Origin of the sequence: Streptomyces sp. NPDC006384 (assembly GCF_042870695.1) — a bacterium.
In the GTDB taxonomy this organism is placed as follows: Bacteria; Actinomycetota; Actinomycetes; order Streptomycetales; family Streptomycetaceae; genus Streptomyces.
This window is the reverse complement of record NZ_JBIAHR010000016.1, coordinates 140763-162816: the sequence shown is the minus strand read 5'-3', so window position 1 is coordinate 162816 and position 22054 is coordinate 140763. Positions and strand designations below refer to the sequence as shown.

Annotated in this window: 25 protein-coding genes; 12 read left to right on the top strand and 13 right to left on the bottom strand. The window is 72.0% G+C overall.

Annotated elements, in window-relative coordinates; translation table 11 throughout:
* Window positions 1–121 precede the first annotated feature (121 nt).
* Window positions 122–1249 carry a recombinase RecA gene (gene recA / locus ACFYOJ_RS22720; RefSeq protein WP_356557921.1) on the top strand — a complete coding sequence of 376 codons (1128 nt, stop codon included), beginning with the start codon at window positions 122–124 and terminating at the stop codon, window positions 1247–1249.
* A gap of 3 nt (window positions 1250–1252) precedes the next feature.
* Entirely contained in the window at window positions 1253–2074 is an 822-nt protein-coding gene (recX, locus tag ACFYOJ_RS22715; protein ID WP_356557922.1) for a recombination regulator RecX, read from the top strand.
* Window positions 2075–2154: 80 nt separating this feature from the next.
* Here recX and ACFYOJ_RS22710 read toward each other — a convergent pair whose 3' ends face one another.
* From ACFYOJ_RS22710 to ACFYOJ_RS22675, 8 genes are all read right to left on the bottom strand, one after another.
* Window positions 2155–2547, bottom strand: a complete 393-nt coding sequence (locus tag ACFYOJ_RS22710; RefSeq protein WP_356557923.1) for a rhodanese-like domain-containing protein — start codon at window positions 2545–2547, stop codon at window positions 2155–2157.
* Window positions 2544–3065 carry a cysteine dioxygenase gene (locus tag ACFYOJ_RS22705; RefSeq protein WP_356557924.1) on the bottom strand — a complete coding sequence of 174 codons (522 nt, stop codon included), beginning with the start codon at window positions 3063–3065 and terminating at the stop codon, window positions 2544–2546. Before ACFYOJ_RS22705 ends, ACFYOJ_RS22710 begins: the two co-directional genes overlap by 4 nt.
* Before the next feature lie 104 nt (window positions 3066–3169).
* Window positions 3170–3217 (bottom strand): hypothetical protein, encoded by a 48-nt coding sequence (locus ACFYOJ_RS22700; protein WP_309506048.1) that lies wholly within the window; start codon window positions 3215–3217, stop codon window positions 3170–3172.
* A gap of 199 nt (window positions 3218–3416) precedes the next feature.
* On the bottom strand, window positions 3417–5024 hold the full coding sequence (locus tag ACFYOJ_RS22695; RefSeq protein ID WP_356557926.1) for an FAD-dependent monooxygenase: 1608 nt from the start codon (window positions 5022–5024) through the stop codon (window positions 3417–3419).
* A gap of 175 nt (window positions 5025–5199) precedes the next feature.
* On the bottom strand, window positions 5200–6099 hold the full coding sequence (locus tag ACFYOJ_RS22690) for an amino acid ABC transporter permease (protein WP_356557927.1): 900 nt from the start codon (window positions 6097–6099) through the stop codon (window positions 5200–5202).
* Window positions 6096–6761, bottom strand: a complete 666-nt coding sequence (locus tag ACFYOJ_RS22685; RefSeq protein ID WP_356557928.1) for an amino acid ABC transporter permease — start codon at window positions 6759–6761, stop codon at window positions 6096–6098. The genes ACFYOJ_RS22690 and ACFYOJ_RS22685 overlap by 4 nt, the downstream gene beginning before the upstream one ends.
* A gap of 84 nt (window positions 6762–6845) precedes the next feature.
* Window positions 6846–7676 (bottom strand): glutamate ABC transporter substrate-binding protein, encoded by an 831-nt coding sequence (locus tag ACFYOJ_RS22680; RefSeq protein ID WP_356557929.1) that lies wholly within the window; start codon window positions 7674–7676, stop codon window positions 6846–6848.
* 114 nt (window positions 7677–7790) lie between these two features.
* Window positions 7791–8567 carry an amino acid ABC transporter ATP-binding protein gene (locus ACFYOJ_RS22675; protein WP_356557930.1) on the bottom strand — a complete coding sequence of 259 codons (777 nt, stop codon included), beginning with the start codon at window positions 8565–8567 and terminating at the stop codon, window positions 7791–7793.
* 301 nt (window positions 8568–8868) lie between these two features.
* Here ACFYOJ_RS22675 and ACFYOJ_RS22670 point away from each other — a divergent pair, with 301 nt between their 5' ends.
* Together ACFYOJ_RS22670 and ACFYOJ_RS22665 are read left to right on the top strand one after the other, a co-directional pair.
* Entirely contained in the window at window positions 8869–9555 is a 687-nt protein-coding gene (locus tag ACFYOJ_RS22670) for a response regulator transcription factor (protein ID WP_356557931.1), read from the top strand.
* Window positions 9556–9564: 9 nt separating this feature from the next.
* Window positions 9565–11007, top strand: a complete 1443-nt coding sequence (locus ACFYOJ_RS22665; protein ID WP_356557932.1) for a HAMP domain-containing sensor histidine kinase — start codon at window positions 9565–9567, stop codon at window positions 11005–11007.
* Here ACFYOJ_RS22665 and ACFYOJ_RS22660 read toward each other — a convergent pair.
* Window positions 10986–11981, bottom strand: coding sequence for a TAXI family TRAP transporter solute-binding subunit (locus tag ACFYOJ_RS22660; protein WP_356557933.1), 996 nt, complete (start codon window positions 11979–11981; stop codon window positions 10986–10988). The genes ACFYOJ_RS22665 and ACFYOJ_RS22660 overlap by 22 nt on opposite strands.
* Before the next feature lie 124 nt (window positions 11982–12105).
* Between ACFYOJ_RS22660 and ACFYOJ_RS22655 the strand changes: the two genes are divergently transcribed.
* Window positions 12106–12540, top strand: a complete 435-nt coding sequence (locus tag ACFYOJ_RS22655) for a MazG nucleotide pyrophosphohydrolase domain-containing protein (RefSeq protein WP_356557934.1) — start codon at window positions 12106–12108, stop codon at window positions 12538–12540.
* Between the two features lie 82 nt (window positions 12541–12622).
* Here the strand turns inward: ACFYOJ_RS22655 and ACFYOJ_RS22650 are convergent, their stop codons facing one another.
* Together ACFYOJ_RS22650 and ACFYOJ_RS22645 are read right to left on the bottom strand one after the other, a co-directional pair.
* A complete protein-coding gene (locus tag ACFYOJ_RS22650; protein ID WP_356557935.1) occupies window positions 12623–13849 on the bottom strand; it encodes a cation:proton antiporter in 1227 nt (408 codons plus the stop codon).
* Between the two features lie 4 nt (window positions 13850–13853).
* The gene (locus ACFYOJ_RS22645) at window positions 13854–14339 is read right to left on the bottom strand and encodes a TrkA C-terminal domain-containing protein (RefSeq protein WP_356557936.1); all 486 of its coding nucleotides are present in this window, start codon (window positions 14337–14339) and stop codon (window positions 13854–13856) included.
* 106 nt (window positions 14340–14445) lie between these two features.
* On the opposite strand from ACFYOJ_RS22645, the gene ACFYOJ_RS22640 reads away from it, so the two are divergent.
* From ACFYOJ_RS22640 to ACFYOJ_RS22625, 4 genes are all read left to right on the top strand, one after another.
* Window positions 14446–15540: a HAMP domain-containing sensor histidine kinase gene (locus ACFYOJ_RS22640; protein WP_356557937.1), complete on the top strand. Its 1095-nt coding sequence runs from the start codon at window positions 14446–14448 to the stop codon at window positions 15538–15540.
* Entirely contained in the window at window positions 15540–16199 is a 660-nt protein-coding gene (locus ACFYOJ_RS22635) for a response regulator transcription factor (protein ID WP_356557938.1), read from the top strand. The genes ACFYOJ_RS22640 and ACFYOJ_RS22635 overlap by 1 nt, the downstream gene beginning before the upstream one ends.
* Before the next feature lie 77 nt (window positions 16200–16276).
* A complete protein-coding gene (gene miaB, locus ACFYOJ_RS22630) occupies window positions 16277–17794 on the top strand; it encodes a tRNA (N6-isopentenyl adenosine(37)-C2)-methylthiotransferase MiaB (protein WP_356557939.1) in 1518 nt (505 codons plus the stop codon).
* A gap of 48 nt (window positions 17795–17842) precedes the next feature.
* The gene (locus tag ACFYOJ_RS22625; RefSeq protein WP_356557940.1) at window positions 17843–18562 is read left to right on the top strand and encodes a class III extradiol dioxygenase subunit B-like domain-containing protein; all 720 of its coding nucleotides are present in this window, start codon (window positions 17843–17845) and stop codon (window positions 18560–18562) included.
* A gap of 146 nt (window positions 18563–18708) precedes the next feature.
* On the opposite strand, the gene ACFYOJ_RS22620 is transcribed toward ACFYOJ_RS22625, so the two are convergent.
* Complete coding sequence (locus tag ACFYOJ_RS22620) at window positions 18709–19002, bottom strand: antitoxin (protein WP_356557941.1); 294 nt, start codon at window positions 19000–19002, stop codon at window positions 18709–18711.
* 24 nt (window positions 19003–19026) lie between these two features.
* Window positions 19027–19215 carry a gliding motility protein gene (locus ACFYOJ_RS22615; protein WP_356557942.1) on the bottom strand — a complete coding sequence of 63 codons (189 nt, stop codon included), beginning with the start codon at window positions 19213–19215 and terminating at the stop codon, window positions 19027–19029.
* 243 nt (window positions 19216–19458) lie between these two features.
* On the opposite strand from ACFYOJ_RS22615, the gene miaA reads away from it, so the two are divergent.
* From miaA to dapF, 3 genes are all read left to right on the top strand, one after another.
* The gene (gene miaA / locus ACFYOJ_RS22610) at window positions 19459–20397 is read left to right on the top strand and encodes a tRNA (adenosine(37)-N6)-dimethylallyltransferase MiaA (RefSeq protein WP_356557943.1); all 939 of its coding nucleotides are present in this window, start codon (window positions 19459–19461) and stop codon (window positions 20395–20397) included.
* 107 nt (window positions 20398–20504) lie between these two features.
* Complete coding sequence (locus ACFYOJ_RS22605; protein ID WP_356557950.1) at window positions 20505–21005, top strand: hypothetical protein; 501 nt, start codon at window positions 20505–20507, stop codon at window positions 21003–21005.
* 128 nt (window positions 21006–21133) lie between these two features.
* The gene (gene dapF / locus ACFYOJ_RS22600; protein ID WP_356557944.1) at window positions 21134–22003 is read left to right on the top strand and encodes a diaminopimelate epimerase; all 870 of its coding nucleotides are present in this window, start codon (window positions 21134–21136) and stop codon (window positions 22001–22003) included.
* The last annotated feature ends 51 nt before the right edge of the window (window positions 22004–22054 follow it).

Below are 22054 nucleotides of genomic sequence, written 5' to 3'. Positions count from 1 at the left end.
GTTCGGCGGGAGGAATGCCCGAGTTATCCACAGGCTGGCCCCACGGCGAGGCCCATTGTCAGTGGCAGGCATTAGCGTCTTTGACGTGAAGCGATCGAATCAAGCAAACCGGGTGGAACCCATGGCAGGCACCGACCGCGAGAAGGCCCTGGACGCCGCGCTCGCACAGATTGAACGGCAATTCGGCAAGGGCGCGGTCATGCGCATGGGCGACCGGTCCAAGGAGCCCATCGAGGTCATCCCGACCGGGTCGACCGCGCTCGACGTGGCTCTCGGCGTCGGCGGCCTGCCGCGCGGCCGCGTCATCGAGGTCTACGGCCCCGAGTCCTCGGGCAAGACGACCCTGACCCTGCACGCGGTGGCCAACGCGCAGAAGGCCGGCGGGCAGGTCGCGTTCGTGGACGCGGAGCACGCCCTCGACCCCGAGTACGCGCAGAAGCTCGGCGTCGACATCGACAACCTGATCCTGTCCCAGCCGGACAACGGTGAGCAGGCCCTGGAGATCGTGGACATGCTGGTCCGCTCCGGCGCCCTCGACCTCATCGTCATCGACTCCGTCGCGGCCCTCGTCCCGCGTGCGGAGATCGAGGGGGAGATGGGTGACAGCCACGTGGGTCTGCAGGCCCGCCTGATGAGCCAGGCCCTGCGGAAGATCACCAGTGCGCTCAACCAGTCCAAGACGACCGCGATCTTCATCAACCAGCTCCGCGAGAAGATCGGCGTGATGTTCGGCTCCCCGGAGACCACGACCGGTGGCCGCGCGCTGAAGTTCTACGCCTCGGTGCGACTCGACATCCGCCGCATCGAGACGCTGAAGGACGGTACCGACGCGGTCGGCAACCGCACCCGCGTCAAGGTCGTCAAGAACAAGGTCGCGCCGCCCTTCAAGCAGGCCGAGTTCGACATCCTCTACGGCCAGGGCATCAGCCGCGAGGGCGGTCTGATCGACATGGGCGTGGAGCACGGCTTCGTCCGCAAGGCCGGCGCCTGGTACACGTACGAGGGCGATCAGCTCGGCCAGGGCAAGGAGAACGCGCGCAACTTCCTGAAGGACAACCCCGACCTCGCCAACGAGATCGAGAAGAAGATCAAGGAGAAGCTGGGCGTCGGCGTGCGCCCCGAGGAGCCGGCCGCCGAGCCGGGCACGGACGCCGCGGTCTCCGCCGCCCCGGCCGACGCCGCCCCCGCGGTGCCCGCCCCCGCGACGGCCAAGGCCACGAAGTCCAAGGCCGCGGCAGCCAAGAGCTGACCCGTGACACGACGAACCGACTGGGCCGAGTACGCCTACCCGGACGTCACCGCGCGCGAGCGTGAGCGTCCGGGACCGGGTGACGAGGGCTCCGCCGGGGGGCACGCGCACGACGCGGACGGGACGGACGGACCTGTCGCGTCGTACGACACGGGCGAGCCGTTCCACGAGGACGGCCCGGGCCGCGGCGGCGGGGGGCGCCGGGGCGGCGGCCGGAGCCGCGGAGCGGGCGGCCCGCGCGGACGGCGCCGACGCGAGGGCGCGGAGTCGGCCGAGGACGGAGGTGCCACTTCCTCGTCGAGGGCCGAGGGGGCGGAGCCTCCGCGGGACCCGGTGGAGCAGGCGCGGGCGATCTGCCTGCGCCTGCTCACCGGGACCCCGCGCACACGCAGGCAACTCGCGGACGCCCTGCGCAAGCGGGAGATCCCGGAGGAGGCCGCGGAGGAGGTGCTGTCCAGGTTCGAGGAGGTCGGCCTGATCGACGACAGTGCCTTCGCCGAGGCCTGGGTGGAGTCCCGGCATCACGGCCGTGGCCTGGCCCGGCGCGCTCTCGCCCGGGAACTGCGGACCAAGGGTGTCGACCCCACGCTCATCGACGCTGCGGTGTCCCGGCTGGACGCCGAGCAGGAGGAGGAGACCGCACGCGAGCTCGTCGCCCGCAAGCTGCGCGCCACCCGCGGGCTCGACCGTGACAAGAGGCTGCGCCGCCTCGCCGGCATGCTGGCCCGCAAGGGCTACCCCGAGGGGCTGGCTCTCCGGGTGGTCCGCCGGGCCCTGGAGGAGGAGGGCGAGGACCCGGACTTCCTCGACGAGGGAGGTTTCTGACCGTTCCGCCGCGCAGGATCACCAGGTCGGCCCGGAGACAGCCGCGGCCCGTCCGCCGACTGCCCCCGGGAGCAGACCTGTTACGGCACCGTCACCGGCAGCCCGGCCGACCGCCACGCCTGGAACCCGCCGACCAGATCGGTGGCCCGGTGCAGCCCCAGACGGTGCAGCGACTCCGCCGCGAGGCTGGAGGCGTACCCCTCGTTGCACACCACCACGACACGCAGATCGTGGTGGGTGGCCTCGGGAAGCCGGTGGCTGCCCTGCGGATCCAGACGCCACTCGAGCTCGTTGCGCTCGACCACCAGCGCGCCCGGAATGAGCCCGTCCGCATCGCGCAGGGCCGCGTACCGGATGTCGACCAGCAGTGCCTCACCGGCCTGGGCGGACTCGTACGCGGCGCGCGGCTCGATGCGTGTGTAGCCCCGGCGCACCCGCTCCAGCACCGTGTCGATTCCCTGCGGTCCGCTCACTGCCAGTCCTCCGGACGCTCGACCTCTTCCAGGCGCAGGATCCGGCCGCTGCGGCTGTAACGACGGATCCGCGGCAGAGGCGGGTAGTAGGCGTGGACGGAGACCGCGTGCCGGTGCGGGGACTCGTTGAGCACCTCGTGGATGTGGTGCCGCCCGAAAGCGCGCCCCTTTCCCACGGGCAGCCGGTGTTCCCGGTCCACGCCGTCGGTGAGCTCCAGGGTCTTCCAGCCCTCGGTGGGCAGCCGGGCGGCGAGAGCGTTCTCCCTGAGCTCGCCGGCAGCGGTCACGAAGGCACCCACCGAATCGGCGTGGTCGTGCCAGCCGGTGCCCGTGCCCGGTGGCCAGCCGATCAGCCAGGCCTCACTGCCACCGGGGCCGGTCAGCCGCACCCAGGTGCGGTCCTCGGGGTCGAGGGGAAGAGAGGCGATCAGTTCGGTGTCGGCGGCCACGCGCCGCACGAAGCCGAGGAGTACGGCCTGCGTCGGCGCGGACGCGCCTGTGGCCGTGGGAACAGGCATGGGGACAGGGGAGGAGACAGACAACGGGTACCGTCCTGGAAGTTCGCGAGAAGCGCGCGGCGGCAGGTCGGTGCGGCGGCGCGCGCGGAGAAGCGGGGGCGAATTCAGCAGGACGGACGACACACGCAGCCCGCATAGCGGACGAGGTCCATGTGGACCCTCCGCCACAGGAGCACATCGGTGTCGGTCACGGTCCGGAGTAGACCATGACGCGGAGGGCTGGTCAACTCACCGTCACCATGCGAACGGTGGCTGGTGAACAGCGAATGACAGGTAACGGGCTGCGGTCGCAATGCCCTCGGTCTCGGCCCCGGCCCCGGCCCCGGCCACAGGCGAACGCGGGCCGGCCCCTCAACGAGACCCGGCCGCCGCACCCGCCTCCTCTGCCACCTCGGCCGCCCCGCCCAGCGTCGCCTCGGCCGCCGCGTACAGGTCGGCCGGGCGCACTCCGTTCAGCGCCGTGACGAGGTGGCCGTCGGGCCGCACCAGCAGCACCGTGTGCGCGGCGGCCCCGGGGTAGCTCTCGGCGACCAGCAGCTCGGCGTGGTGCGGCAGTGCCGTCACCGCCGCCGCCAGCCGGGGCATGATGCCGGCGGTCACCCAGTGCTTGCGGTCCCACACCCCGGTGCCCGGCGCGATCAGCACGACCAGCAGCGCACCGCGTCCCAGCCGGTCGCGCAACCGCACGAAGGTGCCGTCCTCGGCCGTGACGCGCACGTCCGCGACGGGAGCCCCGGGCGGCGTGCCGACGGGCACCTCCCCGTCGAGGCGCCCGGGCATGAGTGCTGACCGGTCGTACACCCCCGGCGCTCCCAGCGTCCCCCGCCCCAGGTGGCCGTCGGCGAGCAGCGCGTCGTTGCCCCGCGCCGAGCCGGGGACGTACGACCTCAGGCCCCCGCCGCCGCGCAGCAGCGGCAGTACCTGGTCGGCGGCGCGAAGCCGGCCCGCGACGGCCGTGCGGCGTTCCTCCTGATAGCTGTCGAGCAGCGTCTCGTGCGGGCCGTGGTGCCAGGCCAGGGCGAGTTTCCAGGCCAGGTTGCCGGCGTCCCGCAGCCCCTCGTCGAGTCCCTGCGTGCCCAGCGCGCCGAGCAGGTGCGCCGCGTCCCCGGCGAGGAACACGCGGCCCGCCCGCCAGCGGCGGGCCAGCCGGTGGTGGACGGTGTGGACACCGGTGTCGAGAAGCTCGTAGGCCGGAACACCCCCGTCGCCCCAGCCCGCCAGGGTCTCCCGGACCCGGTTCACCAGCAGCTCGGGCGTGACCAGGTCCTTGCCCGGCGGCAGCAGCCAGTCCAGGCGCCACACGCCGTCCGGCAGGGGGCGGCCGACGATCTCGCCGGCCGACGGCCCCGACGTCCGCCACGGCGGCGCACGGTGGAGCAGTGCCTCGTCGGTCCACGGGAGTTCGGTGCGCAGCGCGGCGACGGCGTATCGTTCCACCGCCGTGCGGCCGGGGAAGCGGATGTCCTGGAGCTTGCGCACGGTCGAGCGGGGGCCGTCGCAGCCGACCAGGTAACTGCCGCGCCACCAGGTGCCTCCGGGACCGCGGGTGTGGACAGCGACGCCGGACGTCTCCTGCTCCACACCGTCCAGACGGCTGTCCACCGCGATCCGCACCAGCGGCTCGCGGTCCAGTGCCGTCCGCAGGGCGCCGGTCAGCAGGTGTTGGGCGATGTGCAGCGGCGCGGGACCGGTCTCCCCGAACGTGACCTCGCACGTCACCTGCTTGCGCCGCATCGACCGCCATCCGGCCCAACGGAGACCCAGCTCCGCCAGCGGCGCGCCGGTCAGCCGCTCGACGAGGGCGACGGTGTCCTCACCGAGGACGACGGTGCGCGCCGGGCGCGGCTCGTCCTTGCCCGGACCCTCGTCGAGGACGACGCAGGGCACCTCCTGCCGCGCCAGCGCCAGGGCGAGCGTGAGCCCGACGGGCCCCGCTCCGGCGATGATCACCGGGTCCACGGTGCGGTGCCCCCTGCCTGTGACGGCGTCCCGGGGGACGTGGATGAACAGGGAGTTGAAGCAGGGTGCACGGTCACAGAACGTATGCAACCCATTGCCGCTGCTTGCGTCAAGCGACGGAGGCAGCGGCAATCGCGCCACTGCCTCCGTGATGATCACACATTCTGACCGTAGGTCAGGTCTTGGCCACGCCGGTGCCGGCGGTCGGGGTTCCGGGCGTTCCCGCGTCATCCACCTTGAGCACCGCGCCGGTCGACTTCTTGGCCCGTCGCAGCCGCTGCTCCAGCCAGCTCGCGAAGCTGGTGAGGGCGAAGTTGAGCGCGATGTAGATGACGGCGACCACGGTGAAGCTGGCGATGACGTTGGCACCGTAGTAGGCGCTCATCGTGTTGCCGGAGGCGAGCAGCTCGGGGAAGGTGAGAACCGCGCCGCCGAGTGCGGTGTCCTTCAGGATGACGACGAGCTGGCTGACGATGGCCGGCAGCATCGCGGTGACCGCCTGCGGCAGCAGGATCAGCCGCATGACCTGGCCCTTGCGCAGACCGATCGCCATCGCGCCCTCGGCCTGGCCCTTGGGCAGCGCCAGGATGCCCGAACGGACGATCTCGGCGAGGACCGAGGAGTTGTACAGCACCAGTCCGGTGACAACCGCGTAGAACGGACGGTCGTCGGAACTGACACCGGTGTACTCGGCGAACAGGGCCAAGCCGAAGATCATCAGCACCAGCACGGGGATGGACCGGAAGAACTCCACCACGATCGCGGCCGGGGCGCGGACCCAGACGTGGTCCGAGAGCCTGGCGATGCCGAGGACGGCCCCGAGCGGCAGCGCGATGACCATTGCCAGCGCGGCGGCCTTCAGGGTGTTCTCGAGCCCGGGCCAGATGTACGTGGACCATGCCTCGGTGTCGGTGAAGAACGGCTTCCACAGGGCCCATTCCAGCTGGCCCTTGTCGTTGAGGGTGCTGAACACCCACCACAGCAGGGCGGCGAGGGCGACCAGGAAGACGACCGTGAAGAGGATGTTGCGCCGCTTGGCACGGGGCCCCTGGGCGTCGTAGAGGACGGAGCTCATCGCTTCACCGTCACCTTCTTGCCCACCCAGCCGAGGATCAGGCCGGTCGGCAGTGTCAGAACCACGAAACCGAACGCGATCACCGCGGAGATCAGCAGCAGTTGTGCCTCGTTCTCGATCATTTCCTTCATCAGCAGCGCAGCCTCGGCGACACCGATGGCGGCGGCCACCGTGGTGTTCTTGATGAGAGCGATGAGTACGTTCGCCAGCGGGACGACGGACGAACGGAAAGCCTGGGGCAACACCACCAGGCTCAGCACCTGGCTGAAGCTGAGCCCGATCGCGCGGGCGGCCTCCGCCTGTCCTACCGGGACGGTGTTGATGCCGGAGCGCAGAGCCTCGCAGACGAAAGCCGAGGTGTAGAGGATCAGGCCGAGTACGGCGAGCCGGAAATTGATCGACTCGACGTCGCTCGCGCCGAGGGAGACACCCAGTGTCTGGTTCAGGCCGAGCGACGTGAACAGGATGATGACGGTGAGCGGGATGTTCCGCACGATGTTCACGTACGCGGTCCCGAAACCGCGCATCAGCGGCACCGGGCCGACGCGCATGGCGGCCAGGGCGGTGCCCCAGATCAGGGAGCCGACGGCCGAGAGCACAGCGAGCTGCACCGTCGTCCAGAAGGCTCCCAGCAGGTCGTAATCCTCAAGAAAGTCGAACACGATCTCCCGCGCTTTCGCGTGTAGGGAAGCCCGCCCCGGTGCGCCGCCCCTTTCGGCGGGCGGCGCACCCTGTCAGGCGCTGCCTCAGCTCTTGATGTCGCCGATCTTCGGCGCGGGCTCGTTCTTGTAGCCGGCCGGACCGAGGTTCTCGTCCACGGCCTTCTGCCAGGACTTGTCGGCGACCATCTCCTCGAGAGCCTTGTTGATCTTGTCCTTGAGGTCGCTGCCCTTCTTGACGCCGATGCCGTAGTTCTCGTTGGTCAGCTTGAAGCCGCCGAGCTTGAACTTGCCCTTGAACTGCGACTGGGCGGCGTAACCGGCGAGGATCGAGTCGTCGGTGGTGAGCGCGTCGATGGCGCCGTTCTGCAGGCCGGGCAGGCAGGCCGAGTACGTCGGGTACGGCTGCAGCTGGGCCTTGGGGGCCAGCTTGTCCTTGACGTTCTGGGCCGAGGTCGAGCCGGTGACCGAGCACAGCTTGGCGTTGTTGAGGTCCTCCGGCGACTTGATCTTGTCGTCGTCCGCGCGGAGCAGCACGTCCTGGTGCGCGAGCAGGTACGGGCCGGCGAAGTCGACCTTGGCCTCGCGCTTGGGCGTGATCGAGTAGGTCGCGGCGATGAAGTCGACGTCACCGCGGGCCAGCATGGTCTCGCGGTCGGCGCTCTTCGCCTCCTTCCACTCGATCTGGTCCTCGGTGTAGCCGAGCTTCTTGGCGACGTACGTGGCGACGTCCACGTCGAAGCCCTCGTAGCCGTTCGGGGTCTTCTGGCCGAGGCCGGGCTGGTCGAACTTGATGCCGATGGTGATCTTCTTGCCGCCGCCGGAGCCGCTGTCGCTGTCGTCACCGCCGCACGCGGTGGCGGTCAGGGCGAGGGCGAGGACGGCGGCCGAGGCGGCGGAGACCTTGCGGAGCTTCATGGTGAACATCCTTTGGCTGTGATCGCACTGCGATCGGACGATCAGAGGAGCAAACGATCAGATGCGGGCCGTCGGGGGCGGGTGACGCAGGGCCTCGGCGAAGGGCCGGCGGCGTCAGTGGTGCAGGATCTTCGACAGGAAGTCCTTGGCGCGGTCGCTGCGCGGATTGCTGAAGAACTGCTCCGGCTCGGCCTCTTCGACGATGCGGCCGTCCGCCATGAACACCACCCGGTTGGCGGCCGACCGGGCGAAGCCCATCTCGTGCGTGACCACGATCATGGTCATGCCGTCCTGGGCGAGCTGCCGCATGACCTCCAGGACCTCGTTGATCATCTCCGGGTCGAGAGCCGACGTCGGCTCGTCGAAGAGCATGACCTTCGGGTCCATGGCCAGGGCCCGCGCGATCGCCACCCGCTGCTGCTGACCACCGGAGAGCTGCGCCGGGTACTTGTCCGCCTGCGCGCCCACGCCGACCCGGTCCAGCAGTGCCCGGGCCTTCTCCTCGGCCTTCTTGGCGTCGACCTTGCGGACCTTGATCTGGCCCAGCGTCACGTTCTCGAGCACGGTCTTGTGCGCGAACAGGTTGAAGGACTGGAAGACCATGCCGACGTCGGCGCGCAGCCGGGCCAGCTCCCTGCCCTCCGCGGGAAGCGGCTTGCCGTCGATCGAGATCGTGCCGGAGTCGATCGTCTCCAGGCGGTTGATGGTGCGGCACAGGGTGGACTTGCCGGACCCGGACGGCCCGATGACCACGACGACCTCGCCGCGGGTGATCGTCAGGTCGATGTCCTGGAGCACATGCAAGGCACCGAAGTGCTTGTTGACATTCCTCAGCACGACCAGGTCGCCGGTCGCGGCCACGTCTTCCTTGGCAACCGATACTTCGGTCATCGCTTGCGGGCTCCGTCCTCCTCGGTTTCGGAGGACAGTAGTAACCCCGAAAGACGCGCGTCTCTACATCTGAGGTGAATCTGAGCATCACGATCCGATAGCAATCGGATGCGGGTCACAGCTCATGTGAGCAGGGCACATATCGGCCGGATAACTTCGAGCGGCCGTGACCGGAACCCTCTTGACGCCGTCCCCTCCCATCGGCGTCACTGCACAGGGCACGCACACGCACGGGCGGCGGACCCCGTCGCTCCGTTGTACCCGTACCGACCGAACGGCCGATGAACCGAAGGGGGACCGCATGAGACTGCTGCTCGTCGAGGACGACGACCACGTGGCCGCCGCGCTGTCCGCGGTCCTCGCCCGGCACGGCTTCGACGTCACCCACGCGCGCAACGGCGAGGAGGCGCTCCGGGCGCTCGTCCCCGAGGTCGACTGCTTCGGCGTCATCCTGCTCGACCTGGGCCTGCCCGACCAGGACGGCTACGAGGTCTGCGGCAAGATCCGCAAGCGCACCGCCACTCCGGTGATCATGGTCACCGCCCGCTCCGACGTCCGTTCCCGCATCCACGGCCTCAACCTCGGCGCCGACGACTACGTGGTCAAGCCGTACGACACCGGGGAACTGCTCGCCCGGATCCATGCCGTCAGCCGGCGCACCGCCCACGAGGACGCCACGGGAAGCACCCGGACCGTGGTGCGCCTGGGCGCCGTGCGCATCGAACTGCCGACACGACAGGTCAGCGTCGACGGCGCGGCCGTCCAGCTCACCCGCAAGGAGTTCGACCTCCTCGCCCTGCTCGCGCAGCGCCCCGGCGTGGTCTTCCGCCGGGAACAGATCATCAGCGAGGTGTGGCGCACCAGCTGGGAGGGGACCGGGCGCACCCTGGAGGTGCACGTGGCCTCCCTGCGCGCCAAGCTGCGCATGCCGTCGCTCATCGAGACCGTCCGCGGCGTCGGCTACCGCCTCGTCGCCCCCACCGTCTAGCGGGGCCGGGTGCGCACACGCCTGCTTCCGCTGCTCATCGTCCTGATGGCGGCCGTCCTGCTCGCTCTCGGCGTGCCGCTCGCCGTCAGCGTCGCCCGCGCCGAACAGCAGCAGGTCGTCGTCGACCGCATCGACGACACGGCGCGCTTCGCGGCACTCGCCCAGTTCGTCACCGAGTCCGTGCCGGGCGGCTCCCGGCAGACCGCCACGGACGAGCGGCTGGAGACCCTGCAGGCCGAACTGACCAGCTACCACGACGTCTACGGCATCCGGGCGGGTGTCTTCTACCGCAACCAGGTCCCCATGGCCAACGCGCCGACGACCTGGTTCCTTCCCCCCGAGGGCGAGGTGCGCGACGCCTTCGCCGAGGCGCTGCTCAGCCGCCGCAGCCACGATCCGCGGCAGGTGTGGCCGTGGGAGGACGGGCGGATCGTGGTCGCCTCGCCGGTCATCCGGGACGGGGACGTCGTCGCGGTCGTGGTCACCGACTCGCCCACCGACGCGATGCGTTCGCGGACCCTGCGCGGCTGGCTCGTCATCGCGGCAGGCGAGGTCGCCGCCATGCTGCTCGCCGTGGGAGCGGCGCTCCGGCTGACCGGCTGGGTCCTCAGGCCGGTACGCGTCCTGGACGCCACCACCCACGACATCGCGACCGGACGGCTGAAGTCCCGGGTCGCGCCCTCCGGGGGGCCGCCGGAACTCAGGCGCCTGGCCCGGTCGTTCAACGAGATGGCGGACCACGTCGAGGACGTGCTGGAGCAGCAGCGGGCCTTCGTCGCCGACGCCTCGCACCAGCTGCGCAACCCGCTGTCCGCGCTGCTGCTGCGCATCGAGCTGCTCGCCCTCGAACTGCCGGAGGGCAACGAGGAGATCGCCTCCGTCCAGGCCGAGGGCAAACGCCTGGCCCGGGTCCTGGACGACCTGCTCGACCTGGCGCTGGCCGAGCACACCGCGGCCGACCTGCGGGTCACCGACATCGGCGCGCTGGCGGCCGAGCGGGTGGCCGCCTGGTCACCGACCGCCGAGGCCAAGGGCGTACGGCTGGAGGGGGACTGCCCGCCGACCACGGGCTGGGCCGACCCGGTGGCCCTGTCCAGCGCCCTGGACGCGGTCATCGACAACGCGGTGAAGTTCACCCCGCCCGGCGAGACCGTCCGGATCGCGGTCGGCTCCACCGGCGACGCCGCCACCGTCGTCGTCACCGACGACGGGCCCGGCCTGACCGACGAGGAACTCGCCCGCGTCGGCGACCGCTTCTGGCGCAGCGGCCGGCACCAGAACATCAAGGGCTCCGGTCTCGGCCTGTCCATCTGCCGGGCGCTGCTGGCCGCGGGCGGCGGCACGCTCTCCTTCGGCCACCACGAGCCGCACGGACTGACGGTGACGGTGACGGTGCCCAGGTCGGCGCCGCGCGACGGCTTAGCGGAGGCTCAGGGCTTCACCGACCGGTAGTACCGGCGGGCACCCTCGTGCAGTTCCAGCGGGTCGGTGTAGATCGCCGTGCGCAGGTCCACCAGCTGCGCGGAGTGGACGTGCGCCCCGATGCCGTCGCGGCTGTCGAGCACCGCCCTGGTCAGCCACTCGGTGATCCGCGGGTCCATGTCCGCGTGGGTGACCAGCAGGTTGGACACCGCCATCGTCGGCACCACCACACCGTTCTGGACGGCGGGATACGCCGACTCCGGGATGCTGGTGGAGCGGTAGTAGCGGGTCGCGCCGCCGGACTCGTGGATCTCGGCGACGAGGTCCTCGTCTATCGGCACGAACCGGAAGGCGGCTTTTTCGGCCGCTTCCTCGAGCCCGTCCGTCGGCAGCCCGCCCGACCAGAAGAACGCGTCGATCTCGTGCCCGAGCCGCCCCGGACCGGTGTCGATGCCGTCCGCCCGGGGAATGATGTCCCGCTCCGGGTCGATGCCCGCGGCCCGCAGCAGCCGCGTGGCGATCAGCCGGACACCGGAGTCCGGCAGCCCGATGGCCACCCGCTTGCCCCGCAGGTCGGCGACGGACAGGATGTCCGAGCCGGCCGGGACCACGAGCTGTACGTAGTCGTCGTAGAGCCGGGTGACCCCGCGCAGCCGGCCGGCGCCCTCCCCGTCGGCGATCTTGTACGTCTCCACCGCGTCGGCCGCGGCGATGGTGAAGTCGGCCTCGCCGGACGCCACCCGCGCCACGTTCTCCTGCGAACCCGCGCTGGTCATCAGCCGCACCTCCAGGTCCGGCATGTCCTTGCGCAGCTCGGCGCGCAGCAGCTCGCCGTACTTCTGGTAGACCCCGGCGCGGGTGCCCGTGCTGAAGGTGACCGTCCCGCCCGGCGGTTTCTCGCCCAGGGGCAGCAGCCACCACAGCAGCAGTCCCAGGGCGACGGCGCCGGCGGCCGCGCCCCTGACGGCCCGTCGCCTGCCGATACGGGAGAACATCGTGGACATGCGGGCGATCCTGCCAGCCCGTATCCCCGCTGACCAGGGCCGGACCGGACGCACCCGGCGGTGCCGCGGGGAAGACGCGGGGGAGGCGAGGGCGGTGTCGGTGGCGCTCGCTACAGTCGCCGGCATGAGCACCTCCTCGCCCGCCGACCTGGTCCGCGCCTTCCACCACGCCTTCGGGCTGGACGTCCGTGACAGACCGGCGAAGATCCCGGCCGCCCTGGCCGCCCAGCGGCGCGACCTGCTCACGGAGGAGGCCGCGGAGGTCGCCGAGGTGTCGGTGACGGGTCCGCTCGACCGGCTCGCGCACGAACTGGCCGACGTGGTGTACGTCGCCTACGGCACCGCCCTCGTGCACGGCATCGACCTCGACGCGGTGATCGCCGAGGTGCACCGCTCCAACATGACCAAGCTGGGCCCCGACGGCCGGGTCAGCCGCCGGGCCGACGGCAAGGTACTCAAGGGCGACCACTACGAGGCCCCGGACGTGACGGGCGTACTGCGCAGGCAGGGATGGGTGCCCGGGGCGGCCGGGACACCGGACGGGTCGCCGGACGCCTGACGGCCGCGGAGCCGGGACCGCGGCCGCCGGGCAGGGGCGCCGGCCGGCGGACCGGAGGGGCGGCACCGGGCACGGGCCCGGGTCAGTCGCCCACCGACGCCTCCGTGTGCCGCGGTGCCCCGCCGGGTACGCCGGAGGGCCGGTCGGGATCGTCCCGGCGGCGGAACAGACGCGTCGCCAGCGGCTCGGTGAAGCGGGCGGTGAGCGGACCGAGGACGACCAGGATGAGGACGTACGCCGTGGCCAGCGGGCCCAGCGACGGTTCGATCCCGGCCGACACCGCCAGACCGGCGATGACGATGGAGAACTCGCCGCGCGCCACCAGTGCACCGCCCGCACGCCAGCGGCCCTTCACCGAGATGCCGGCGCGCCGTGCCGCCCAGTAGCCGGTCGCGATCTTGGTGCACGCGGTGAGCAGCGCCAGCGCCAGCGCGGGCAGCAGCACCGGCGGGATGCTGGCCGGGTCGGTGTGCAGTCCGAAGAAGACGAAGAACACGGCGGCGAACAGATCCCGCAGCGGGCTCAGCAGGGTGTGCGCGCCCTCCGCGACCTCACCGGACAGCGCGATGCCCACCAGGAACGCGCCGACCGCCGCCGACACCTGGAGTTGCTGGGCGACGCCCGCGACCAGGATCGTCAGCCCCAGCACCACCAGCAGCAGCTTCTCCGGATCGTCGCTGGAGACGAACCGGGAGATCAGCCGGCCGTAGCGCACGGCCACGAACAGGACCAGCCCGGCCGCCGCCAGCGCCACCGCCAGCGTGATGCTGCCGGTCACCAGCCCGGCGCCGGCCACCAGCGCCGTGACGATCGGCAGGTACACCGCCATCGCCAGGTCCTCCAGGACCAGCACGCTCAGGATCACCGGGGTCTCCCGGTTGCCGACCCGCCCCAGATCGCCGAGGACCTTCGCGATGACACCGGACGACGAGATCCAGGTGACGCCGGCCAGGACCACCGCGGCCACCGGGCCCCAGCCCAGCAGCAGCGCGGCCAGCGCACCGGGCACGGCGTTGAGCGCGCAGTCGACCAGACCGGCCGGGTAGTGCGACTTCAGGTTGGTGACCAGGTCACCGGCCGTGTACTCCAGGCCGAGCATCAGCAGCAGGAGGATGACGCCGATCTCGGCGCCGGTCGCCACGAACTCCTCGCTCGCGCCCAGCGGCAGCAGCCCGCCCTCGCCGAACGCCAGACCGGCCAGCAGATAGAGCGGGATGGGGGAGAGGCGGTAGCGGCCGGCGAACCGGCCGAGCAGCCCCAGTCCCAGAATGATGGAACCGAACTCGATCAGCAGGACCGCTGAGTGCACGGGCTCACTCCTGCCCGAGTATCGCCGCGGCGGAGTCGACGCCCTCACGAGTGCCGATGACGATCAGGATGTCACCACCGGCCAGCCGGAAGTCCGGAGCGGGCGACGGGATCGCCTCGGCCCGGCGCAGCACCGCCACGATCGACGCGCCCGTCTCGGTGCGCATCCGCGTGTCGCCCAGCACCCGCCCGTTCCAGCGGGACGTCGCGGACACCTCGATCCGCTCGGCGACCAGCCCCAGATCGGTGGTGTACAGCAGGTTCGCGCTGTGGTGGGACGGCTTCAGCGTGTCGATCAGCGCACCCGCCTCCTGACCGGTGAGCCGGAGCGAGTGGGCGCACGAGTCGGGGTCGTCGGCCCGGTACAGGTTCACCGTACGGGTGCCGTCACGGTGTGCCACCACCGACAGATGACGGTGTTCCCGGGTCACCAGGTCGTACTGGACCCCGATACCCGGTAGCGGCGTCGCCCTCAGGCGTGGAGCGGACACGAGTCTTCCCCTCGTTCGTCTTGCAGGTGCTGCTGCGCGTGGCGCACGTTCTTCCGTGACGTGCCCGCGGCCCGGCCATGCTGTCACCCGCGCGTACGGTGGCGGTATGGGTGTCGTGACGGATATACGGAGCCGGTCGTGGGCGGCCAGACTGGTTCCGGCCGTGTGGTCGGCGAAGTACGGGAGGAGCGGAAAGCGGACCGTGTCGCTTTTCTGGCGGATCTTCTCGCTCAACGCCGCTGGCCTGGTCGCGGCCACCGCGCTGCTGCTGGGACCGGTCACCGTGTCGACGCCCGTCCTGGCGCACGAGGCCCTCGTCCTGCTCGCCGGCCTCGCCGTGCTCCTGGCGGGCAACGCGTTCGTGCTGCGCATAGGGCTCACCCCGCTGCACCGGCTGGGCCGCGCCATGAGCACCGCCGACCTGCTGGTGCCCGGCGCCCGGCCGGAGGTCGCCGGGCCCGCGGAGGCCGCCGAGCTGATCGCGACGTACAACACGATGCTCGACCGGCTCCGGGCCGAACGGGCCGCCGGCGCCGGCCGTGCCCTGCACGCGCAGGAGCGCGAGCGCCACCGCATCGCCCGCGAGCTGCACGACGAGGTCGGCCAGACCCTCACCGCCGTCCTCCTCCAGCTCAAACGCGTCGCCGACCGGGTCCCCGGCGAGCTGCGTGAGGAGGTGACCCTCGCCCAGGAGGCCACCCGCGCCGGCCTGGACGAGATCCGCCGCATCGCCCGCCGGCTGCGCCCCGGCGTCCTGGAGGAACTCGGCCTCGCCAGCGCCCTGCGCGCACTCGCCGCCGAGTTCACGCACCACGGACTCACCGTCACCCACCACGTCCCCGGCGACCTGCCTCCGCTCTCCCCGGAGGCGGAACTGGTGATCTACCGGGTCGCCCAGGAGAGCCTGACCAACACCGCCCGCCACGCCGCCGCCGACCGGGCCGGACTCACCCTGCGCCCGCTGCCCGGCGGCATCGAACTGCTCGTCCGCGACAACGGCACCGGACTCGGCGGCGCCCCCGAGGGCGCCGGCATCCGCGGCATGCGCGAACGGGCCCTGCTGATCGGAGCCGAGATCCACCTCGCACCCGCCCCCGCAGGGGGCACCGACGTACGCCTGCGCGTCCCCGTACCGGCCGAAGGGCCGACCGCAGCCCCCCTCGCGCCTCTCGCCGCAGACCGCACCGGAGACCGTCCCTGATGCCCGCACGGCCCCCGATCCGCGTCCTGCTCGCCGACGACCACACCCTCGTACGCCGTGGCGTACGCCTCATCCTCGACGGCGAACCGGACCTGACGGTCGTCGCCGAGGCCGGCGACGGGGCCGAGGCCGTCGCGGCGGCCCGGGCCACCGAGGCCGACCTCGCAGTCCTGGACGTCGCCATGCCCCGCATGACGGGTCTCCAGGCGGCCCGTGAACTCTCCCGGCGCCTGCCGGAGCTGCGCATCCTCATCCTGACCATGTACGACAACGAGCAGTACTTCTTCGAGGCCCTCAAGGCCGGTGCCTGCGGATACGTCCTCAAGTCCGTCGCCGACCGCGACCTGGTCGAGGCGTGCCGCGCGGCCGTGCGGGACGAGCCGTTCATCTACCCGGGGGCGGAACGGGCCCTGGTCCGCTCCTACCTGGACCGGCTGCACAGCGGCGGCGGCCTGCCCGAGCGGCCCATCACCGAACGCGAGGAGGAGATCCTCAAGCTCGTCGCCGAGGGTCACACCTCCAAGGAGATCGGCGAGCTGCTGTTCATCAGTGCCAAGACCGTCGAACGCCACCGTGCCAACCTCCTGCAGAAGCTCGGCGTCCGCGACCGCCTGGAGCTCACCCGGTACGCGATCCGCGCCGGCCTCATCGAGCCCTGACCAGCCCTGACCTGCCGTGACCCCCGTTGTCCACAGGCGGCCCGGGACACCGCCGCCGACCGCCTACCCTTAGTGCCATGAGCAGCATCGACCGGAGCCAGTCAGTGGGCGGCACACGCACCTACGAAGTACGCACCTACGGGTGCCAGATGAACGTCCACGACTCCGAGCGGTTGTCCGGACTGCTGGAGGACGCGGGTTATGTCCGCGCCCCCGAGGGTGCCGACGGCGACGCGGACGTCGTCGTCTTCAACACCTGCGCCGTGCGGGAGAACGCCGACAACAAGCTGTACGGCAACCTCGGCCACCTCGCCCCGAAGAAGGCGAGCCGGCCCGGGATGCAGATCGCGGTCGGCGGCTGCCTGGCGCAGAAGGACCGCGACACCATCGTGAAGCGCGCCCCCTGGGTCGACGTCGTCTTCGGCACGCACAACATCGGCAAGCTGCCCGTCCTGCTGGAGCGCGCCCGCGTCCAGGAGGAGGCGCAGGTCGAGATCGCCGAGTCCCTGGAGGCGTTCCCCTCCACGCTGCCCACCCGGCGCGAGAGCGCCTACGCGGCCTGGGTCTCCATCTCCGTCGGCTGCAACAACACCTGCACCTTCTGCATCGTCCCGGCGCTGCGCGGCAAGGAGAAGGACCGCCGTCCCGGCGACATCCTCGCCGAGGTCGAGGCCCTGGTCGCCGAGGGCGTGTCCGAGATCACCCTGCTCGGCCAGAACGTCAACGCCTACGGCTCCGACATCGGCGACCGCGAGGCCTTCAGCAAGCTGCTGCGCGCCTGCGGGAAGATCGACGGCCTGGAGCGCGTGCGCTTCACCTCCCCGCACCCGCGCGACTTCACCGACGACGTCATCGCCGCCATGGCCGAGACGCCGAACGTGATGCCGCAGCTTCACATGCCGCTCCAGTCCGGCTCGGACCCGGTGCTCAAGGCGATGCGCCGCTCCTACCGGCAGGAGCGCTTCCTCGGCATCATCGAGAAGGTGCGGGCCGCCATCCCGCACGCGGCGATCACCACCGACATCATCGTGGGCTTCCCCGGCGAGACCGAGGAGGACTTCCAGCAGACCCTGCACGTGGTGCGCGAGGCCCGGTTCGCCCAGGCCTTCACCTTCCAGTACTCCAAGCGGCCCGGCACCCCGGCCGCCGAGATGGACGGCCAGATCCCCAAGGCGGTCGTCCAGGAGCGGTACGAGCGGCTGGTCGCCCTCCAGGAGGAGATCTCCTGGGAGGAGAACAAGAAGCAGGTCGGCCGCACCGTCGAGCTGATGGTCGCCGAGGGGGAGGGCCGCAAGGACGGCACCACCCACCGCCTCTCCGGCCGCGCTCCCGACAACCGGCTGGTGCACTTCACCAAGCCGGACCAGGAGGTTCGCCCCGGCGACGTGGTGACGGTCGAGATCACCTACGCCGCCCCGCACCACCTCCTCGCCGAGGGCGCGGTGCAGGGCGTGCGCCGCACCCGCGCGGGCGACGCCTGGGAGAAGCGCAACGCCGCCGAGCGGGCCAAGCCCGCCGGCGTCATGCTGGGCCTGCCGAAGATCGGCGTGCCCGAGCCCCAGCCGGCCGTGGCGAGCGGCTGCGGCTGCGACTGACCGCAGGGCGCACCGCCTGCGGCGGCCGTCGGGGTTACGCTGCCGATCATGCTTGTCGCCGCCGCAGTCTGCCCCTGCCCGCCGCTCCTCGTACCGGAGGTCGCCGCGGGTGCCGCACCTGAACTGGACGCCGCACGCGCCGCGTGCACGGACGCGCTGGGCGTGCTCGCCGCCGCCCGGCCCGACCGGCTCGTGGTCGTCGGTCCCGCGCCGGTCGCCGGTCCCGAGACGTACCCGGTGGGCACGCGCGGCTCGTTCCGCGGTTTCGGCGTGGAGCTGGACGTGTGCCTCGGCGCCCATGAGGCCCCGGGGCCGGTGCCCGTACGGGAGCTGCCGTACGGACTCGCCGTCGGCGCCTGGCTGCTGACGCGGACCGGCTGGGCCGACGCCCCCGTCGAGGGTCTCGGCGTGGGCGAGGAACTCCCGCCCGAGCGGTGCGCCGGCCTCGGGCGGGAGGTCGCCGGACGCGCCTCGCGGGTCGCGCTGCTGGTGATGGGCGACGCCAGTGCCTGCCGCACGCTCAAGGCACCCGGCTACCTGGACGAGCGGGCGGCGCCCTTCGACGCGGAGGCCGGGCGCGCGCTGGGCGCGGCGGACACGGCCGCGCTCATGGCGCTGGACGCCGGGCTCGCCCGCGAGCTGAAGGTGTCCGGCCGGGCGCCCTGGCAGGTCCTGGCGGGTGCGGCGCAGGGCGCGGGCCTGTCCGGCGCCCTGCTGTACGAGGACGCGCCGTACGGGGTGGGATACGTCGCGGCCGCCTGGTCGTAGCAGCCGGGCCACGGGGCAGGGCGGGGCGGGGCGGACGGCCGCGCAGCCGGTCGGCCCCGTGGCCGTCCGCCGGTGCGGCCGTCGTGCGCCGGTGTCCCTCCTCTTCGCGCCGAAGACGTCCTCTTCGCGCCGAAGACGCGGGCGGGTCAGGAAGCCGGCGGCGGCCCGGACGGGGGCGGGCCGCCCGGGGGCGGGCCTCCGGGCGTGGCGCCCGGAGCACCTCCGTCGCGGTCCTTGTGGGCGAGGCGGTCCACGGCGTCCCGGGCCTTGCCCGTACCTTTCCGGATCCGGTCGCTGTACTTGCCCTTGGTCCTCTCGTCCACGGTCCTCGCCACCTTGTCGAGACCGCGGTCGATCGTGTCCCCGTGCTGCCGCGCGAGATCGGAGACCTTGTCCTTCGCCGGCCCCAGCCTGGCCTTCACGTCGTCCAGCAGACCCATGGTTCGCCTTCCCTCACGAGGCGGTCAGGTGCGGGCGCCCTTGCCGGCCTCGTTGTCGACGGCCTCCCCGGCGGACTGCTGCTGGGGGATGCCGACGTCCTCCGCTTCCGCGGCCTCGGCGGCCTCCGTCACCGCCGGGACCGTCCTTGCGGATCCGGCGCCGTCCGGTGCCTTCTCCTCCGCCGCGTCCTTGTCCGCCGAGCCCTCGTCCACCGTGTCCCCGGGGACCGGTGACTCGGTCCGCGTTCCGGTGGCCGAGGCCTCTTCCGTGGTCCTCGACCTCCGAAAGATTCGTGCAAAAACGCCCATATCAACTCCATACGGTACTCGTGCGGGTGAGATTCCGCGGCGTCCGGTGCGCCGGGGTCGGGAACCCCGCAACAGGCAACGACCCCGGCCGCGCACCGTCACGTAACTCGTTCGAGAGCAGTCCTCGAGGTTTGGGAGACTGGGACGGTGAGCAGCGCACCCCCCGCCCCCCGCGTCATCGCCGTCGTCGGCCCCACCGCGGCCGGAAAGTCCGACCTGGGCGTCTTCCTGGCCCAGCGGCTCGGCGGCGAAGTCGTCAACGCCGACTCCATGCAGCTCTACCGAGGGATGGACATCGGCACCGCCAAGCTGACGCCCGAGGAGCGCGGCGGCGTCCCGCACCACCTGCTCGACATCTGGGACGTGGACGTCACGGCCTCGGTCGCCGAGTACCAGCGCCTCGCGCGGGAACGGATCGACGCCCTGCTCGCCGCGGGACGCTGGCCGATCCTCGTCGGCGGCTCCGGGCTGTACGTCCGCGGCGCCGTCGACAACCTGGAGTTCCCCGGCACCGACCCCGTGACCAGGGCCCGGCTGGAGGAGGAACTCGCGCTGCACGGCCCGGGCGCGCTGCACGAGCGTCTGGCCGCCGCCGACCCGGAGGCCGCGCGGGCGATCCTCCCGAGCAACGGCCGCCGCATCGTGCGGGCCCTGGAAGTGATCGAGATCACCGGCAGGCCCTTCACCGCCAACCTCCCCGGCCACGACTCCGTGTACGACACCGTGCAGATCGGCGTCGACGTGGCACGTCCCGAACTCGACGAGCGCATCGCCCGCCGGGTCGACCGGATGTGGGAGGCCGGCCTGGTGGACGAGGTGCGCGCGCTCGAGGCGCGAGGGCTGCGCGAGGGGCGCACGGCGTCGCGCGCGCTGGGCTACCAGCAGGTGCTCGCCGCGTTCGCCGGCGAGTGCACGCTGGAGGAGGCGCGGAGCGAGACGATCCGTGCCACCAAACGCTTCGCGCGCCGCCAGGACTCGTGGTTCAGGCGCGATCCGCGGGTGCACTGGCTGAGCGGAGCCGCGGCGGACCGCGGGGAACTTCCGCGGCTCGCGCTGTCGTTGGTCGAACGACCGGTTACAGCCTGATCACGTGATGGCATCGGGACGCCCAGGCCGTCATCGCGGCCTTCGGCGCCGTGCCATCATCGAGCTTCGATCGACCGAGTGAGTCCTAGTTGGGAGGGCGCGTGGCGATGGAGGCCGGCCCTCGCGACACCGTACCGAGCACCGGGCACGGCGCCGCCGACGGCGGCGACGGGGACCCGGACGGTGCCCGTCTGAGCCCCGACGGCCCCGACGAGACGCCGGACGGCGTGTCCGCCGACGGCCCCGAGCCCGACGAGCTGTACGGCGACGAGGTCGAGGTGGAGCTGCGCCCGCAGCGCCGGCTGCGGATCTGGCAGCTCGCGCCCATCGTGGGCCTGGCCTCGCTCGGCTCCCTGATGTTCGCCTTCCCGCTCGCCTTCGACTTCGGCGACAGCGGGGCCGTGATCGCGATGCTGGGGCTGCTGATCTGCTCCTGCGCCGCCGGCTGGGGCATGATGGCCGCCCGCAAGGTGGGCCACACCTGGCCGGGCCTGCCGCAGCGGGGTTCGGGACGCCGCGCCGACTGGCGGGTGATCCTCGCCTACACCCTCACGGTCGCCGCCGTCGTCGTCCTGGCCGTGTGGCGGGTGGCCCGCCTGCGCACCTGACGCCGCTCTCCCCGCGGGCCCACGCCCGCCGGGCCTGCCACGGTCCACGCCCGCCCCGGGGACGTGAGCCGGCCTGAGGAGACCGGAGCCCTCGTCGTACTGCCGCACGGACGCCGTACGATCGAGGGATGAGCACGCGGATCGCCTTCCTCAAGGGTCACGGCACCGAGAACGACTTCGTGATCGTCCCGGACCCGGAGAACACCGTCGACCTGCAGCCCTCCGCCGTCGCCGCCCTGTGCGACCGCCGCGCGGGCATCGGCGGCGACGGACTGCTGCACGTGGTGCGCTCCGCGGCCCACCCCGAGGCCCGGGACATGGCGGCCGAGGCGGAGTGGTTCATGGACTACCGCAACGGCGACGGATCCGTCGCCGAGATGTGCGGCAACGGCGTCCGCGTCTTCGCCCGCTACCTCCAGCACGCCGGCCACGTCACCGAGGGCGACCTCGCCGTCGCCACCCGCGGCGGCGTGAAGCGGGTGCACCTCGCCAAGAACGGCGAGGTCACCGTCGGCATGGGCCGGGCGCTGCTCCCCGAGGGCGACGTCGAGGTGAGCGTCGGCGAGCACAGCTGGCCCGCGCGGAACGTGAACATGGGCAACCCGCACGCCGTGGCCTTCGTCGCCGCCCTGGAGCACGCGGGCGACCTGTACGACCCGCCGGCGTACCGGCCGGCCGCCGCCTACCCGGACGGGGTGAACGTCGAGTTCGTCGTCGACCGCGGCCCCCGGCACGTGGCGATGCGTGTGCACGAGCGCGGTTCCGGGGAAACCCGTTCGTGCGGCACCGGCGCGTGCGCCGTCGCCGTCGCCACCGCCCGCAGGGACGGCGCGGACCCGGCGGTCACCGGCACCCCGGTGACGTACACGGTCGACGTGCCCGGCGGCACCCTGGTGATCACCGAACGGCCCGACGGCGAGATCGAGATGACCGGCCCGGCGGTGATCGTGGCCGAGGGCGAGATCGACGCCGCATGGCTGGAGGAGGTCCTGAACTGAACCACAGCCCGGTCCATGACACTCAGTGCGAAAACGTAAACCCCCGAGCCA